This window comes from Nonomuraea sp. NPDC048826, from assembly GCF_043198225.1.
Taxonomy (GTDB): domain Bacteria; phylum Actinomycetota; class Actinomycetes; order Streptosporangiales; family Streptosporangiaceae; genus Nonomuraea.
The window spans coordinates 472,155-487,107 of the sequence record NZ_JBICUQ010000005.1 but is presented as its reverse complement, the minus strand read 5'-3'; the positions used below and the strand labels follow the sequence as shown (position 1 = coordinate 487,107).

Here is a 14,953-nt window from a genome sequence, read left to right as displayed (position 1 = left end):
CTCACACCGCCCTGATCCGCGGGTTGACGACGAGGTAGAGCAGGTCGACCACGAGGTTCACGACGAGGAACGCCACCGCGATCGTCAGCACCGCGCCCTGGACCAGGGCGACGTCGCCGTTGGTGACGCCTTCGAGGATGAGCTTGCCCATACCGGGCAGGTCGAAGATCGTCTCGATGACCACGGCGCCGCTGAGCAGGTAGCCGACCCGCAGGCCGAGCACGGTGAGCGGGGTGATGAGCGCGTTGCGCAGCGCGCCGCGGACGACGATCGCGCGGGGCAGGCCGTTGCCGGTGGCGGTGCGGACGTAGTCCTTGTCCAGCTCCTCCACCATCGACGTGCGCACCAGGCGCGACAGCGAGGCGGCCGCCGGGATGGCGATCGCCACCGCCGGCAGCGCCAGCGACAGCAGCCAGCCGGAGACGGAGTCGGCGGGGTTCACGTATCCGCCGGTCGGGAAGATCTTCATGCCCAGCGCGAACTCCTGGATGAGCAGGATGCCCAGCCAGAAGGAGGGCATCGCCACACCCGCGATGGAGAGCACGCGGGCCACCTGGTCGGGCCACCGGTCGCGGTAGAGCGCGCCGGTGACGCCGAAGGCCAGGGCGCCGGCGACGGCGAGCACCAGGCCCAGCACGGTCAGCTGGATCGTGAGGGGGAAGGCCATGACGACCCGGTCGATCACGGGCGCGGCCGGCGGGGCGGTGTAGCCCAGGTCGCCCTGGACCAGTTGCCCCAGGAACCGGACGTACCGGACTGGAAGGGGGTCATCCAGTCCGTGTTCCGCCATGTATGCGGCCCGCGCCTCCGGGCTCGCGCCTTCGCCCAGGGCGTTGTACGCGGGATCGTTGGGCGAGAACTGGAGGACCACGAAGACCAGCAACGTGACCCCCAGCAGCATGAGCGGCAGGGTCACCAGCCGTCTCACGGTCAGCCGTAGGAGTGCGAACATGGTGCTTTCTCGTCGGGGCCGGTCAGACGCGTGAAACGTCGAGGAAGGACAGGCCCGTGGTGGGGATGGGCTTGAAGCCCGACAGGGCCTTCTCGTCCCAGGCGGTGGGCAGCTTGCGGTGCAGGATCGGGTAGAGCGGCACCTCCTCGGAGATGAGGTCGACCGTCTGGCCCCACAGCTTCTTCTGCTCGGCGGGGTCGTCGGTGCGCACCGCGGCGTCGAGCAGCTCCAGCACCTTCTTCGCCTCGGCGCTCTCGCTCCAGCGGAACCGGTTCTCCGGCCAGGTGCCGTCGTAGAACCAGCGCAGCAGCAGGTCCATGTCGTTGCCGAAGACCGAGGGGTCGCCGGGCGCCACGAGGACCTGGAACTTGCCGGGGTCGATCTTGTTGGTGTACTGGCCGCCGGACTGGCCGATGTCGAGCGTGGTGCTCACGCCGACGGCGTCCCAGGACTCCTTGATGATCGGGACGATGTCCTTCACCCAGCCGGTGTCGGTGGTGACCATGGTGACCTGGAGGTTCTCCACCCCGGCCGCCTTCAGCAGTTCCTTGGCCTTGTCCGGGTCGTAGCCGTAGACCTGGGCCGCCTTGGCGTAGGCCGGGTGGGACTCCTGGACGTAGCCGGTCGCCGCGGCGGCGTTGCCCAGCATGCCGGTCTGGATGACCTTGTCCTTGTCGATCGCGTAGTGCAGCGCCTGGCGCACCCGCTTGTCGTCGAAGGGCTTCTCGGCGCAGTTGAACATGAGGAAGAGCAGGCCGAAGGACTGCACCGCCTCCAGCTTGTGCTTCTCGGCGACCTTGGCGGCGTCGAGGTACGGCACGTCCTCGATCGCCGCGACCCGGCCCGACTCCAGCGCGGTGACGCGGGCGGACGGGTCGGACAGCAGCCGCCAGGTCATGTTCTTGACCTTGGCGGGGCGGGGGCCGTTGTACTTGTCCCACTGCTCGAAGACGATCTTGTCTTCCTTGGTGGCCTCGAGCAGGCGGTACGGTCCGGACCCGACGGGCTTGGCGTCGAAGGCGGCCTTGTCCTTCTCCACGATCGCCTTCGGCACAATCTTGACGACCGCGAGCCGCTCCTTGAGCAGCGGGAAGGCGTGCTTGAGCTTGATCTCCACAGTCGCGTCGTCCGGCGCGGTGACGCCCGACACGAACGGGATGAACTGCACCATGAGCGAGGCGTTCGCGGGGTCCATGACGCGCTCGAAGCTGAAGACCACGTCGGCGGCCGTGACCGGGGAGCCGTCGTGGAAGGTGGCGCCCTGGCGCAGGGCGACCTTGTAGGTCGTCTCGTCGACCTGCTCGAGCTCTCCGGCGGCGAGCGCGGCGTACGACTCGCGGGTCACCGGGTCGAGGTCGAACAGCGCCTCGAAGACGTGCATGTTGGCGGCGACGGGGGTGGCGCCGGAGGAGGTCATCGGGTCGAAGCCGGTGGACAGCGCGTACGAGATGCCGGCCTCGATGGTGTCGGCGGCGGCGGCGGGGGCGGCGCTGCCGGTGGAGGCGGGGCCGGAGCACGCGGCGAGCGAGCCGGTGAAAGCGGTGGCGGCGCTGATGGCCCCTACGAGCCGCAGGAAGCCGCGGCGATTGACGGACGGGGCGATATCGGGCATGGCTTACCCCTCTCCTTTGATGGTGACCGTTTGGGGGGTATCGTCACTGACAAGCGTGGACACATGACGTCTGATGTCTGATGCCGATGCGGGGAATGTAGACGACCTCCGGACGAAAGAGCAAGATGCCGACAGCTATCGAGCCCATCTCGCGACATTCGGGCGGGCCCCGACCGCGCCGGGGGGAGGTGGTCGAGCGCCTCAAGCAGTACATCCTGCACAACCGCCTGCGACCCGGTGACGCCCTGCCCACCGAGGCGGAGCTCTGCGCCGCCGTCGGCGCGAGCCGCTCCAGCGTGCGCGAGGCGATCAAGACGCTCACCGCCCTCGACATCGTCGAGGTGCGCCACGGGCACGGCACCTACGTCGGCGGCATGTCGCTCGCCGCGCTGGTCGAGAGCCTGAGCTTCCGCGGGCTGCTCAGCCGGGCCGACGACTTCCGGGTGCTCTCCGAGCTGGTGGAGGTGCGCCAGACGCTGGAGCAGGGGCTGGCCGAGGCGGTCATCGCCGCTCTCGACGAGGGCGTCCTGGACGAGCTGGACAGGCTCGCCGACGAGATGGACGCGCGGGCGCGGGCGGGCGAGGCGTTCATCGAGCAGGACCGCGCGTTCCACCTGACGCTCATGAAGCCCCTCGGCAACGACCTGATCATCCAGCTCACGGCCGCGTTCTGGGACGTGCACGCGATCGTCGCGCCGGCGGTGCCCACCACGCCGGAGTCGGTGCGCGAGACGGTGGCGGCGCACCGGGCGATAGCCCGCGCCGCCCGCGCCCAGGACCCGCCGGCGTTCGCGGCGGCGGTCGCCGCCCACTACGCCCCGGTGCGCGGGCATCTCCGGGAGGACACCGGGCATTGACGGCCCGCTGGGCGGACCTTACAGTACGGGACGTCTGATGTCTGATGCTCCTCGGCTCCACCCCCCGAACCGAAGGAGCGGTTGATCGTGACTCCCATGCCCGGAAGGCTTCCGCGCGCGGCCTTATCCCTCCTCCTGACCCTCGCCGCCTGGGTGATCCTCGCCCCGGCGCCCGCCTCCGCCTCCTCGTCGGCCGCCGTCGCCGGGGTCTCCGCGACCGTCGGCGCCGACTGCCCGCTCAGCCGGCTCCAGCTCACCCTGGACAACAAGTCGGCGCAGACCCAGACGTACACGGTGAACTGGCCCGGCCGCAGCGGCTCGCCGTGGACGCGCACGGTGCCCTCAGGCGGCAGCGTGCTGCTCCACTGGACGATCTCCGCCGGCACCCCGTACACCCTGCGCACCACCACGCCGACCGGCCTCGACACCACCCAGAGCGGCCTGTTCCACTGCGGCAGCGGCATGTCCGCGCTGGTCGCCTTCGACTGCGGTGACAGCCGTCTGCAGCTCATCCTGGAGAACCGCACCACCGTCGCGAAGACGTTCACCGTCACCTGGCCCGGCCGCAGCGGCTCGCCCTGGACGCGCACGGTCCCGGCGGGCGGCAACACCCTGCACTACTGGACGGTCCCGGCCGGCACCCCGTACACCCTGCGGACCACGGCCGAAGGCTTCGACGACACCCGGTCCGGCGTCGCGGGCTGCGGCCTGGCCGCCGGCACGCCCCAACTGAACTCGGCCACCCTGCTCCGCACCAGCACCACGATCCGCGGGCTCAACGGCCCGGGCGGCCGGTACGACGGCACCGTGCGGTCGGTGCGGATCCCCGGCATGGCCGTCACCGGCAACGGCACCGTGATCGCCGTGGCCGACGCCCGCGTCGACGGCTCCTACGACCTGGGCGGCGGCAGCAACAACATCCAGATCGTGCTGATGCGCAGCACCGACCACGGCCTCACCTGGGAGCAGCCGCGCGTCATCCACCACGCGGCCACGACGTCGGAAGGCGTCGGCGACCCGAGCGTGCTCGTCGACCGCTCGACCGGCGCGGTCTACGTCTTCTACACCTATTCACCGCGGCCCGGCATCAGCTTCTGGGCGGGCGCGTCCGGGTCCAACGCCGCCGCCGACCCGAACAGCCTGCACATCCAGTACATCAAGAGCACCGACCACGGCGTCACCTGGAGCGCCCCGGTCGAGCTCAACCCGTCGGTGAAGGACCCGAGCTGGCGGCAGCTCTTCGCGTCGTCCGGGCACGGCATCCAGACCAGCTCCGGCCGGCTGGTGCAGCCCATCGTCTACCGTGACTCCGCCGGCACCAGCCACACGGCCAACATCTACAGCGACGACCACGGGCAGACCTGGCAGCGCGGCTCCTCGGCGGCCGGGAACGTCAACGAGAGCAAGGCGATCGAGCGCAGCGGCGGAGCCGTGGCGCAGAACATGCGGCACAACAGCGTCCGCTCCCGACACCTGGCCACGTCCACCGACGGCGGCCGGACCTTCGGCGCCGCCACGGCCAGCCCGGTGCTGACCGACCCCCTGTGCAACGCCGACGAACTGTCCTATCTCACCCCCGGCCAGCGCGGCGCGAACGGCGCCCCGATCCGCACCGCGACGGCCCTGTACAGCGGCAACGCCCACCCGACCGCCCGCAACGACCTGACCGTCCGGCTCTCCACGAACGACGGGGCGTCCTGGCCGGCCAGGGCGCTGATCAAGCCGGGCGCGGCGGGCTACTCGACCATGGCGGTGCTCGCCAACGGCCAGGTCGGCGTGCTCTACGAGATCGGTGACACCGGCGGGATCGTCTTCGCCCGGTTCACCCTCGACTGGCTCAAGGCCGCCTGACCGCACCTCCCGTCCCCCCCGCCGGATGTCACGCCGGCGGGGGGCACGTCGTCTTTCCCTGCGTGGGCCGTGGAGAGGGGTACGACGTGAGCGTGACCGGAACGGGACGGGACCCCGCCGTGGCGTGGCGGCGGTTCGAGGAGCACCGGGCGCACCTGATGGGCGTCGCCTACCACCTGCTGGGCAGCGTGGGCGAGGCCGAGGACGCCGTGCAGGAGACGTACCTGCGCCTGGCCAGGACCGACCTGGCCGCCATCGGCGACCTGCGGTCGTGGCTGACCACCGTCGTCACCCGGATCTGCCTGGACCAGCTCACCTCGGCCCGCGCCCGCAGGGAGCGGTACGCCGGCCCGTGGCTGCCCGAGCCGGTCGTGGAGCCGGTGGCGGCGCTCGGCCCCGAGGAGCGGATCGCCCTCGTCGACTCGGTCGGCTACGCCATGCTCGTGGTGCTGGAATCGCTCAGCCCGGCCGAGCGGATCGTCTTCGTGCTGCACGAGGCGTTCGGCTTCACCCACGCCGAGATCGCGCGGATCACGGGCCGGCACGAGACCGCCTGCCGGCAACTGCTGGCCCGGGCACGGCGGCACGTGACCGAGCGCGCGCCGCGTTTCACCCCGGACCGCGAGGAGCACCGCACCGCCGTCACCGCCTTTCTCAGGGCGGCGGCACACGGCGATCTCGACGAACTGGCCGGCGTGCTGGACCCGCGCGTGGTCCTGCGCTCCGACGGCGGCGGGCACGCCCCGGCGGCGCGCCGCCCGGTGACCGGGGCCCACAACGTCGCCCGGCTGCTGCTGGGCGCGGCCGCCCGCGACCGCACGGTCTGGTGCCTCACGGCGGTCAACGGCTCGACCGGGGCGATCTTCACCCATGATGGCCGGGTCGTCGGGGTGATGGCGTTCACCGTCCTCGACGGCCGGGTCAGCGCGATCGATTTCGTGATCAACCCGGAGAAGCTGCGTCACCTGGGCCGCGACCGGCGGCCCAGGATCTCACCTCTGAGAAACGGAGTCATCGATCATGACTGACCTGACGTTCACCCGTGGCGGCCGTGGCGAGCCGCTGGTCCTGCTCCACGGCATCGGCGCGTCGAAGAGCGCGTGGCGGCCGGTCCTCGACGGTCTCGCGGAGCGGTTCGACGTCATCGCCGTCGACCTGCCGGGCTTCGGGGACTCCCCCGAGCTGCCCGCCGGCGTCGAGCCCGTGCCGGCCGCGCTCGCCGCGGCCGTGGCGGCGTTCCTCGACCGGCTCGGCATTGGAACGTTCCACATCGCCGGTCACTCGCTCGGCGCCTGGGTGGCGCTGGAGACGGCCAAGTTACGCGAGGCGCGCTCGGTCACCCTGCTCTGCCCGGCCGGGCTGTGGGGCCGCCGATCCCCGTGGTACGCCCAGGCCGGCATCTGGGCGAGCCGATGGCTGACGCGGAAGGCCACCGGCCCGATGCTGCGGGCGGTCTCGACCGCGGCCGGGCGGACGGCCGTGCTCGGCCAGACGCACGGCAGGCCGTGGGCGCTGGACGCCGGGCACGCGCGCGACACGATCCTGGCGATGGCGCGGTGCCCCGGATTCGAGGCCACGATGCGCGCCGCCAGCGGCCGCCGGTTCCTCGACGGCGCCGGCATCACCGCCCCCGTGACCGTCGCGTTCGGCGCCCGCGACCTCATCCTGCCGACACGCGGGTCGCGGCGCCTGGACCAGCTTCCCCCCACGGTCAGGACCGTCACGCTGCGGCGCTGCGGGCACGTGCCGATGAACGACGACCCCGCGGCCGTGATCGACGCGATCGCGTCCAAGGGCTCCTGAACGCCGTCACGCCCCGCCGCCGGCGCATCCGCGCACCATGACCTCCACCAGGTCGCGCACCGCGCCGGCGGTGACGGCCCCGGGCGGCGCGGTGACGAGGGTGAACAGCGCGCCGCCGTAGAGCGCGATCAGCGCGGGGACCTTCTCGGGCGGTACGGCGAGACCGAGCCGGTCGTGGTGACCCGCGGTGATGCGGGCCGCGGTGTCGCCCAGGCCCGCGAGCACCGCGGCCAGCGCCGGTCGGCGCGCGGACTCCAGCTGAAGCTCGAAGATCGCCAGGTAGCGGGCGCGGTGCGTGGTCGCCGCGGTGAGCAGCCCGTCCGTCAGCATCTCGGCCAGGCTCGCGGGCGGATCGACGGCCTGGGCGGTGTCGGCGTGGTGCAGCTCGGCGATCCGCTCGGCGGCGGCCACCAGCAGCGCCTCACGGCTGCGGAAGTAGTTGGACGCCGTGCCCTGCGGCAGGCCCGCCGCCTTCTCCACCGCCCGGTGGGTCAGCCCGTGCACGCCCGACGAGGCCAGCAGCTCGATGGCGGCGTCGGTCAGGGCCCGGCGACGGGCCGGATTGGTGGGCGGCATGCGGCCATGTTACCAATATCCGTACTAGGACGATCGTAGTGAACGGGAGTGCCGATGCGGATCGTGGTGGCCGGGGCCGGGCTCGGCGGGGTGGCGGCGGCGGTGGGGCTGCACCGCGCGGGCCATGAGGTGACACTCTTCGAACGGGCCCCGGAGCTCCGGGAGGCGGGCACCGGGATCGCGATCATGCCCAACGGGCTCCGCGCGCTCGCCGCGCTGGGTCTGGGCGAGGAGCTTCGCGCGTACGAGGTGGCGGCTCTGAGCGGCGGGCTGCGCGACCGGCGCGGACGGCCGCTGCTGGTCACCGACGCGCGGCAGGCCCAGCAGGAGGTCGGCGCGGTGGCCGTCGTCGAACGGGCGGAGCTGCACCGGGCGTTGCGCGCCCCGCTCCCCGCCCGGTGCGTGCGCACCGCGACCCCGGTCGAACGCCTCGACCCCGGCCCCGCCGGGGTGACCGTGATCAGCGGAGGCGCCCCCGTCGCGGAGGCGGACGCGGTGATCGCGGCCGACGGTCTCGGCAGCGGACTGCGCGCCCAGCTCTTCCCCGGACATCCCGGGCTCCGGCGCACCGGCCGGATGGACCTGCGCGGCATGCTGCCCCGCCCGCCCGGCCTCTCCCCCGAGCTGCTCGCCTGCCAGCTGGTCGACCGTCGCAGCGGGGCGATGTTCGGGCTGTTCCCCGTCGGCGCGGACCGCCTCTACTGGTTCACCGACAGCCCGCTGCCCGGCGTGCCGCCCGGCCCCGCCGAGGCGCGCCGGCAGCTGCTCACCCTGACGGCCGACTGGCACCCGCTGGTCACGGCGCTGATCGAGGCCACCCCGCCCGCCGACGTGCACGTCGACGCGATCACCCGGCTGGCGGCGCCCCTGCCCTCGTTCGCCGCCGGCCGGGTCGCGCTCCTCGGCGACGCCGCGCACGCCATGCCGCCCGATCTCGGCCAGGGCGCCAGCCAGGCGTTCGAGGACGCGGCCGCGCTGACCCGCTGCCTGACCGGCGCCGAACCGGCGGACGCCGCCCGGCGGCTGGCGCGCTACGACGCCGAACGCCGGCCCGGTGCCAACCGCGTCATGCGCGCGGCGGCCCGGCAGTCGCGGCTGACCTCGCTGACCGGCCCGCCCGCCTGGCTCCGCGACATGCTGCTGCGCGCCGTACCGACCCGGTTCGCCACCCGGCGGCTCGCCGCACTCTGGAAGGTCTAGTGGCGCGAGTGCGTACTTTTCCACATCCCGACGGTTGAACTCCACGGCGCGGCGGGCCGTACCAGGCCACAGAGACCAGCGAAAGGGTCAAGATGGACAAGCGCACCCTCGTGGTTCCCGGCCTGGCCGCCGCCACTGCTCTGATCGCCACCTCGCTCAGCCCGGTCACCGCCCAGGCGACGACCCCCGTCTACCTGGCCGCGGCGCTCAAGGGCGCCAACGAAGTGCCGGTCAAGGGAGGGAAGGCGGGCGACCGCGACGGCAGCGCCCTCGCGGTGTTCCGCATCCACGGCAACCGGGTCGACTACGCCGTCCGGTGGCACAAGCTGACCGCGCCCAGCGGGTTCCACATCCACCGGGGTCAGGCAGGGCAGAACGGCGAGGTCAAGGTGCCGTTCTTCGGCCAGGCGCTGCCGGGCACGCTGCACGCCGTCAAGGGCACGGTGCAGGTCAAGGACCTCCGGCTGCTGCACCGGATCATCAGCAACCCCGGCAACTGGTACGCCAACCTGCACAACGGGCAGCACGCCGCCGGGGCGGTGCGGGCGCAGCTGTACCGGATCCACCCGGTGGAGCTGGAGTCGGTGCTGGCGCACGGCTTCGGCAAGACGCTCACCACCCGGGCCGACGGCCGCCAGGAGGTGCCGGCGGCCGGCACGAAGGTGGGCGACCGCGACGGGCGGGCCGGCTGGCTGGTGCAGCCGGAGGGCAAGCGCGTGTGGTTCGCCGCCGCGTGGCGGCGGATCGGCTCGCCGGTCGCCGCGCACATCCACCGCGCGCCGAGAGGCGCGAACGGCCCCGTGGTCGTGCCGTTCTTCGAGGCCAAGAAGGGCCTGCCGCCCGGCGTCAACGGCGTCGCCGGCAGCACCCCCACCGCCCCCGCCACGGGCCGCCGCATCTGGAACAACCCCAAGAACTGGTACGTCAACCTGCACACCAAGGCGTTCCCCGGCGGCGCGATCCGCGGCCAGCTCTACCGGGGCGACTGGTAACCCCGCGGGCTGCCCGGGCTCTCAGGCCGGGACGTGTGCCGTGGCGGAGGACTGGGTCATCCGGTAGTGCGACGGCGGGACGCCGTACCGGTCGACGAAGGCCTGGCGCAGCGTCTCGGCGGTGCCGAATCCGCACCGCGCCGCCACCACGGCCACCGGCAGCGACGTGGAGGCCAGCAGGTGGGCGGCGGCTTCCGTACGGGCGTGACGGATGAACCTGCCGGGCGTCAGACCCGCGTGCTTGAGGAACAGCCGGGTCAGGTGACGATCGCTCACGCCCGCCCCGGCGGCGAGCGTGGCCGTGGTCAGATCGCCGTCGAGGTTGGCGACGATGTGCCGCATGACCCGCTCGACCAGGCTGTTGTCGGGCGGCGGCGCCGCCGTGAACATGCTCATCTGGGCCTGGTTGCCGGGCCGTTGCAGGTAGGTGACGAGGTTGCGGGCGACCGTGCGGGCGATGTCGGGCCCGTGGTCCTCCTCGATGAAGGCGAGGGTGAGGTCGATCGCGCTGGTGACCCCGGCCGAGGTGGCGACCTCGCCGTCGCGGATGAAGATGGGGTCGGGATCCACCGAGACCTTCGGATACTTGGTGGCCAGGTGCCGGGCCCACTCCCAGTGCGTGGTGGCGCGCCGCCCGTCGAGCAGCCCGGCCGCGGCCAGCACCTCCGCCCCCGTGCAGACGGACGCCACACGGCGGCTCTCCCTGGCCAGACGGCGGACGTGGGCGAGGATCCGCGGGTTCTCGGCCGCCGCCATGCATCCGATGCCGCCGGTGACGACGATCGTGTCGAGCGGCCCCTTGACCTGTTCGAGCGCCTCGTGGGCCTGCAAGGTCAGGCCGCTGGCACAGGTGATGGGGTGGCCGCCGGGCGTGGCCAGCGAGATCCGGTAGGCGGGGTCGGCCCCGCTGAAGTTGGCGCTCTGCAGGGCGGAGGTCACGCAGGCGATGTCGAGCAACTGCGCGTCCGGGTAGCCGACGACGACGACACGAAACTCGGGCATGGATCGACTGTACGACGTGCCGGGAAGCCGTGCCGGACCGCGGACGCTCCGGGGCGGCCGTGACGGAGGTTCAGGTTCCGGGGTGGACGGGCGCCGGCAGCAGTTTGCCGAACGGGACGGCGCGCAGCACCCGGAGCCGCTCGGCCGCGCCCGGGTGGCCGTGGTCGGCGGCGAGCTTGTAGTAGAACCTGGCGATGTGCTGCTTGGCCTCCCCTTCCCGCTCGTACGCCTGGCCGTAGCCGTGGGAGAGGCGCGCCGCCAGCTCGACCGGGGGCCGGTCACCGGTGAAGGGCTCGGCGCCCGGATGGCGTCGCTGGACCGCGACGTGCGCCCAGTGGCGCGACTGGGCCGGCTCGCCCGTCAGCGCGTGGATGATCGCCAGGCGGAAGGCGGGCTCGGCGTCGCCTTCGGCCGCCCGGCGGACCAGGTAGGCGACGGTCCTGGAGGTGCGCCGCTCGGCCTCGTCGGCGGGTGTCCGGTAGAGGTCGAACGAGCCGGTCACGTACGGCCCCGGCCGCGCGTCCCAGGCGGCACGCCAGCGGCTCTGCCACTCCTCCAGAGTGCCGAGGTTGTCCACCGGCAGACCCGTCTGCGCGGCGTACCGGTGACAGACCATCACGAAGGAGGCGACCAGCTTCCAGTCGGGCAGGCGTTCCCGCTTGCAGTTGAGGATGTCGCTGAGCGTGCTGGCGGGCAGCTCCTTGGGCGTGCCCCGCGACAGCAGGTTCATCTCGGCGTAGCTCGGCTGGCCGGCCGATATCCGCAGCTCCTTGAGCTGGGCTATGAAGGCGGCGTGGGGCTTGCCCGCGTGAGGTTCCGTCATCGTCCTTGGGGGTGTCGAGGATGGGATGTGGAGAAGTTGTCGCCATATTTACAGAAAAAATCTCGCAGTTTGGACAGTTCTCCGATTTTGCTCTCGTTCGGTATCACGGGCCACTCTCATGGGTCTGCGGCCCTGATGTCCCAGAAGCGGCGTCCGCGTCGATCGCGGCTGATCACAGCACCTCTAGTGGGGCGCTTGATCACCTTTATGGCGGCGTTTTCTGACAAATCCGGAAAAGTCCGTACGACGTCGTAAGATCGCGAACGCTTACCCGCGCCACTCCCGCATTTCCGAGCTCCTCCGGTGCCGTCCGAACACGTTTGCGCCGCTGGCCGGGCTCCTTCCCGGGCCCCCAAGGTTGAGGCGTTCACCCGCCGTCCCTGGAGGCCGTCGTCCATGCCGCTGCTCACGGCTCGCCCGCCGAGCTTCGCGTACCGCGCCGACGCCCCCTGCCCGGCCGACGAGCACCTGCTGATCACCCTCCTGACCACCTGGGTGCTCGCGACCGGACGCACCCCGCCCGCCGCGCGCCCGGAAGACCTGACCCCGGACGAGCTCATCGACTTCTGGGCCGACGACCGCGCCTGAGAAAGAGGACCGATGTTCACCACCTGCCAACTGCTCACCCTCACCCTGGCGATCGTGATCGCCGCCATCACCTGCGCCCTCGTCCTCGCCACCGGCACCGCCTGGCCCGGCGCCCTCCTCAGCGGCGGCGCCGCAGGCGGGGCAACCCTCTCCGCCCTCCCCAAACTCCTCAACAGACGCGACCCCTGACCCCAGACCGCGCGGATGACCACCGGCCCCTCACGGGAGCGGGAGCCGACGAGCCCGAAGGCGGAGGAATGGCCGGCCACGCCGACAGCGCAGACGGGCCCGACGTCGCCAACGACCTCGCCCTTCGCGGCGGTGAAGGCCGTGGGTCCGATGACGCAGGAGCGGCCGGCCACGCCGACAGCTCCGAGGGGCCAGGCGTCACCAACGGCCCGCCCCTTGTAGGAGCGGGGCTGCTGGTCCCGATGGCGCAGGAGTGGTCCGCCGCGACGACAACCCCACCTGGGCTGGCGTCACACACGGCCTGCCCCTCGCAGGGGTGAAGGCCGATGGCGCAGGAGCGGGCGGCCCCGGCCGACGCGTGGGTTGATCGGGTATCGCGGTGCAGGGACCGGGTCCGATCGTGCGCGGGAGTGGGGCCGAGCGACTTGATGGCGGAGGGGCGGCGGCAGTGCAGACGGCGCGGGCCGCGAGGGGTTCGGCCTCACTCGGGGGAGGGATGGCGGATAGTCCTGGTGGTGGAGGGGCGGGCAGGGCCGTGGGTGCTAGCGTTGCCCCGCCATATACGTAAAAGGGGACACATGTTCGGCATTGTCCGCCCATGTCAGCACGTCATGTGCAAGGGGCTCTTCGCGGACTGGATGGGGCATCTGTGTGGGCTCTGCCTGGCCCTTCGTGACGAGCACGGCCATCTGTCCCGTGTGGTGACGAACTACGACGGCCTGCTCGTGTCCGTGCTCACCGAGGCGCAGGCCCCCGCCACCGCGCCACGCAGACGCGCGGGCGCGTGCGCGCTGCGCGGGTTCAGGCGCGCCGACGTGGTGGAGGCCGAAGGGGTGCGGCTGGCGGCATCGGTGTCGCTGCTCCTGGCCGCGGGCAAGGTACGCGACCACGTGGCGGACGGGGACGGCCTGTACGCGCGGCGTCCGGTGGCGGCCGGTGCCGCCCGGCTGGCGGAGCGCTGGTCCTCGGCGGGCGCGGCCACGGCCGGGGCGCTGGGGTTCGACCCTGCCCCGCTGAGGGAGGCGGCCCGCCGGCAGGCGGTCCTGGAACGCGCCCCCGCCCGGACCACCGGGCTGCGGGAGCTGACGGAGCCCACCGAGGACGCCGTGGCCGCCGCGTTCGCGCACACCGCCGTGCTCACGGGCAAGCCGCACAACCGGGAGGCGCTGGAGGCCGCCGGGCGCGGGTTCGGCAGGCTGGCCCATCTGATCGACGCGGTGGAGGACCTGGACGCCGACCGGGCGTCCGGGGCGTACAACCCGCTGGCCGCCACCGGCACGACCCTGGTCGAGGCGCGCCGGCACTGCGACGACGCGCTGGCCGGGCTCCGCGCGGCCATGGACGAGCTGGAGATGGAGCGTCCCCGGCTGGCCCGTTCCCTGCTGGTCCGTGAGACGGGCCGGGCCGTCTCACGCGCCTTCGCCGCCGCCGAGGGCCACCCGGCCGAGCCGCACGCCGCCGCGACCCGCACCGCCGGGCGGCACACCGTCGACCTTCGCACCGGCGGGCGTCTGTCCGGGCGGGTGCCCGACGCCCCGCCCGGCGATCCCGACGCCCCGTCCGACGACCCCGGGAAGCCGGGCGGGCGGCCGACGAGGCGGGACCCGGGGGGCATCCTGTCCTTCGCCTGCACCATGCTGACCTGCTGCTCGTGCGGCCTGTACCGGCCGCCGTGGGACGAGGAGCACCAGAGCTCCTGCTGCCAGCGTTTCGACTGCTCGGGCTGGGACCCCTGCGGCAGCTGCTGCGAGTGCGGCAACTGCTGCGGGGACGGCTGCTGCTGCGACGGGTGTTCCTGCGACTGCTGACCGACTGCTGACCGACTGCTGATCTGATCCCGATCACCACCTTGACACTGCATACTGCTCTAATGCATCTTGCAATATAGAAGGAGGCAGTATGAAACTGTTAGTGATCGGCGCGACCGGCCGCACCGGCCTGCACGTCCTGGCCCAGGGCGTCGCCCGCGGCCACGAGATGACGGCGTTCACCCGCAAGCCGGAGCTCCTGCGCGCACGCGACGACCTGCGCGCCGTCGTCCAGGGCGACGCCACCGACCTGCCCACCGTGCGCGAGGCCGTGGCGGGCCAGAACGCCGTCATCGCGGCCGTCGGCGGGAGCGGCATCGCGCGTACGCTGATCGCCGCCATGCGCGAGACGGGCGTGCGCAGGCTGGTGATGACCAGCAGCCGTTCCGTCCCCGCCACCCGGCCGCGGCTCGCGGTCGGCCTGGCGTGGCTGTTCTTCAGATCGGCCTACGCCGACCTGGCGCGGGCCGAGGGCATGCTGGAGATGTCCGGGCTCGACTGGACGGTCGTCCGGGCCACCATGCTGACCGACAAGCCGGGCAAGGGCCGGTCGCACGTCGACTTCGAGGCCAACGCCACCGGCGGCGAGTCGACGCTGCCCCGCGCCGACTACGCCCGCGCGCTGCTGGACGCCGCCGAGGACGACGCCATGATCGGCAGGATGCCGGGCGTGTGCGGCGCCCGGGCCTGACCGCCGCCG

The 14,953-nt window shown here is 72.6% G+C and carries 15 protein-coding genes; 10 read left to right on the top strand and 5 right to left on the bottom strand.

The genetic code is table 11. From position 1 onward, the window contains the following. Position 1 precedes the first annotated feature (1 nt). Together ACGFI7_RS20610 and ACGFI7_RS20605 are read right to left on the bottom strand one after the other, a co-directional pair. Entirely contained in the window at positions 2 to 952 is a 951-nt protein-coding gene (locus ACGFI7_RS20610; protein ID WP_393406604.1) for an ABC transporter permease, read from the bottom strand. Positions 953 to 974: 22 nt separating this feature from the next. Next, entirely contained in the window at positions 975 to 2,564 is a 1,590-nt protein-coding gene (locus ACGFI7_RS20605; RefSeq protein WP_393406601.1) for an ABC transporter substrate-binding protein, read from the bottom strand. 188 nt (positions 2,565 to 2,752) lie between these two features. On the opposite strand from ACGFI7_RS20605, the gene ACGFI7_RS20600 reads away from it, so the two are divergent. From ACGFI7_RS20600 to ACGFI7_RS20585, 4 genes are all read left to right on the top strand, one after another. Further along, positions 2,753 to 3,421, top strand: a complete 669-nt coding sequence (locus ACGFI7_RS20600) for a FadR/GntR family transcriptional regulator (protein WP_393406598.1) — start codon at positions 2,753 to 2,755, stop codon at positions 3,419 to 3,421. Between the two features lie 96 nt (positions 3,422 to 3,517). Next, a complete protein-coding gene (locus ACGFI7_RS20595) occupies positions 3,518 to 5,272 on the top strand; it encodes an exo-alpha-sialidase (protein WP_393406596.1) in 1,755 nt (584 codons plus the stop codon). Between the two features lie 86 nt (positions 5,273 to 5,358). Continuing rightward, complete coding sequence (gene sigJ / locus ACGFI7_RS20590; protein ID WP_393406594.1) at positions 5,359 to 6,300, top strand: RNA polymerase sigma factor SigJ; 942 nt, start codon at positions 5,359 to 5,361, stop codon at positions 6,298 to 6,300. Beyond that, positions 6,293 to 7,075, top strand: coding sequence for an alpha/beta fold hydrolase (locus ACGFI7_RS20585; protein WP_393406592.1), 783 nt, complete (start codon positions 6,293 to 6,295; stop codon positions 7,073 to 7,075). Before sigJ ends, ACGFI7_RS20585 begins: the two co-directional genes overlap by 8 nt. Positions 7,076 to 7,081: 6 nt before the next feature. On the opposite strand, the gene ACGFI7_RS20580 is transcribed toward ACGFI7_RS20585, so the two are convergent. After that, a complete protein-coding gene (locus ACGFI7_RS20580) occupies positions 7,082 to 7,651 on the bottom strand; it encodes a TetR/AcrR family transcriptional regulator (RefSeq protein ID WP_393406590.1) in 570 nt (189 codons plus the stop codon). A 54-nt stretch (positions 7,652 to 7,705) separates the two neighbouring features. Here ACGFI7_RS20580 and ACGFI7_RS20575 point away from each other — a divergent pair, with 54 nt between their 5' ends. Then, on the top strand, positions 7,706 to 8,851 hold the full coding sequence (locus tag ACGFI7_RS20575; protein WP_393406588.1) for an FAD-dependent oxidoreductase: 1,146 nt from the start codon (positions 7,706 to 7,708) through the stop codon (positions 8,849 to 8,851). 92 nt (positions 8,852 to 8,943) lie between these two features. Further along, a complete protein-coding gene (locus ACGFI7_RS20570; RefSeq protein ID WP_393406586.1) occupies positions 8,944 to 9,843 on the top strand; it encodes a CHRD domain-containing protein in 900 nt (299 codons plus the stop codon). Positions 9,844 to 9,864: 21 nt separating this feature from the next. Here ACGFI7_RS20570 and ACGFI7_RS20565 read toward each other — a convergent pair whose 3' ends face one another. Together ACGFI7_RS20565 and ACGFI7_RS20560 are read right to left on the bottom strand one after the other, a co-directional pair. Beyond that, on the bottom strand, positions 9,865 to 10,845 hold the full coding sequence (locus ACGFI7_RS20565; RefSeq protein WP_393406583.1) for a GlxA family transcriptional regulator: 981 nt from the start codon (positions 10,843 to 10,845) through the stop codon (positions 9,865 to 9,867). A gap of 70 nt (positions 10,846 to 10,915) precedes the next feature. Then, entirely contained in the window at positions 10,916 to 11,668 is a 753-nt protein-coding gene (locus ACGFI7_RS20560) for a hypothetical protein (protein ID WP_393406580.1), read from the bottom strand. 396 nt (positions 11,669 to 12,064) lie between these two features. Between ACGFI7_RS20560 and ACGFI7_RS20555 the strand changes: the two genes are divergently transcribed. From ACGFI7_RS20555 to ACGFI7_RS20540, 4 genes are all read left to right on the top strand, one after another. Then, positions 12,065 to 12,256 (top strand): hypothetical protein, encoded by a 192-nt coding sequence (locus ACGFI7_RS20555; protein ID WP_393406577.1) that lies wholly within the window; start codon positions 12,065 to 12,067, stop codon positions 12,254 to 12,256. A 12-nt stretch (positions 12,257 to 12,268) separates the two neighbouring features. After that, positions 12,269 to 12,445 carry a hypothetical protein gene (locus ACGFI7_RS20550; protein WP_393406575.1) on the top strand — a complete coding sequence of 59 codons (177 nt, stop codon included), beginning with the start codon at positions 12,269 to 12,271 and terminating at the stop codon, positions 12,443 to 12,445. 578 nt (positions 12,446 to 13,023) lie between these two features. Further along, positions 13,024 to 14,253 carry a DUF5685 family protein gene (locus ACGFI7_RS20545; RefSeq protein ID WP_393406573.1) on the top strand — a complete coding sequence of 410 codons (1,230 nt, stop codon included), beginning with the start codon at positions 13,024 to 13,026 and terminating at the stop codon, positions 14,251 to 14,253. A gap of 91 nt (positions 14,254 to 14,344) precedes the next feature. Further along, positions 14,345 to 14,944, top strand: coding sequence for an NAD(P)-dependent oxidoreductase (locus ACGFI7_RS20540; protein ID WP_393406571.1), 600 nt, complete (start codon positions 14,345 to 14,347; stop codon positions 14,942 to 14,944). Positions 14,945 to 14,953: the final 9 nt, after the last annotated feature.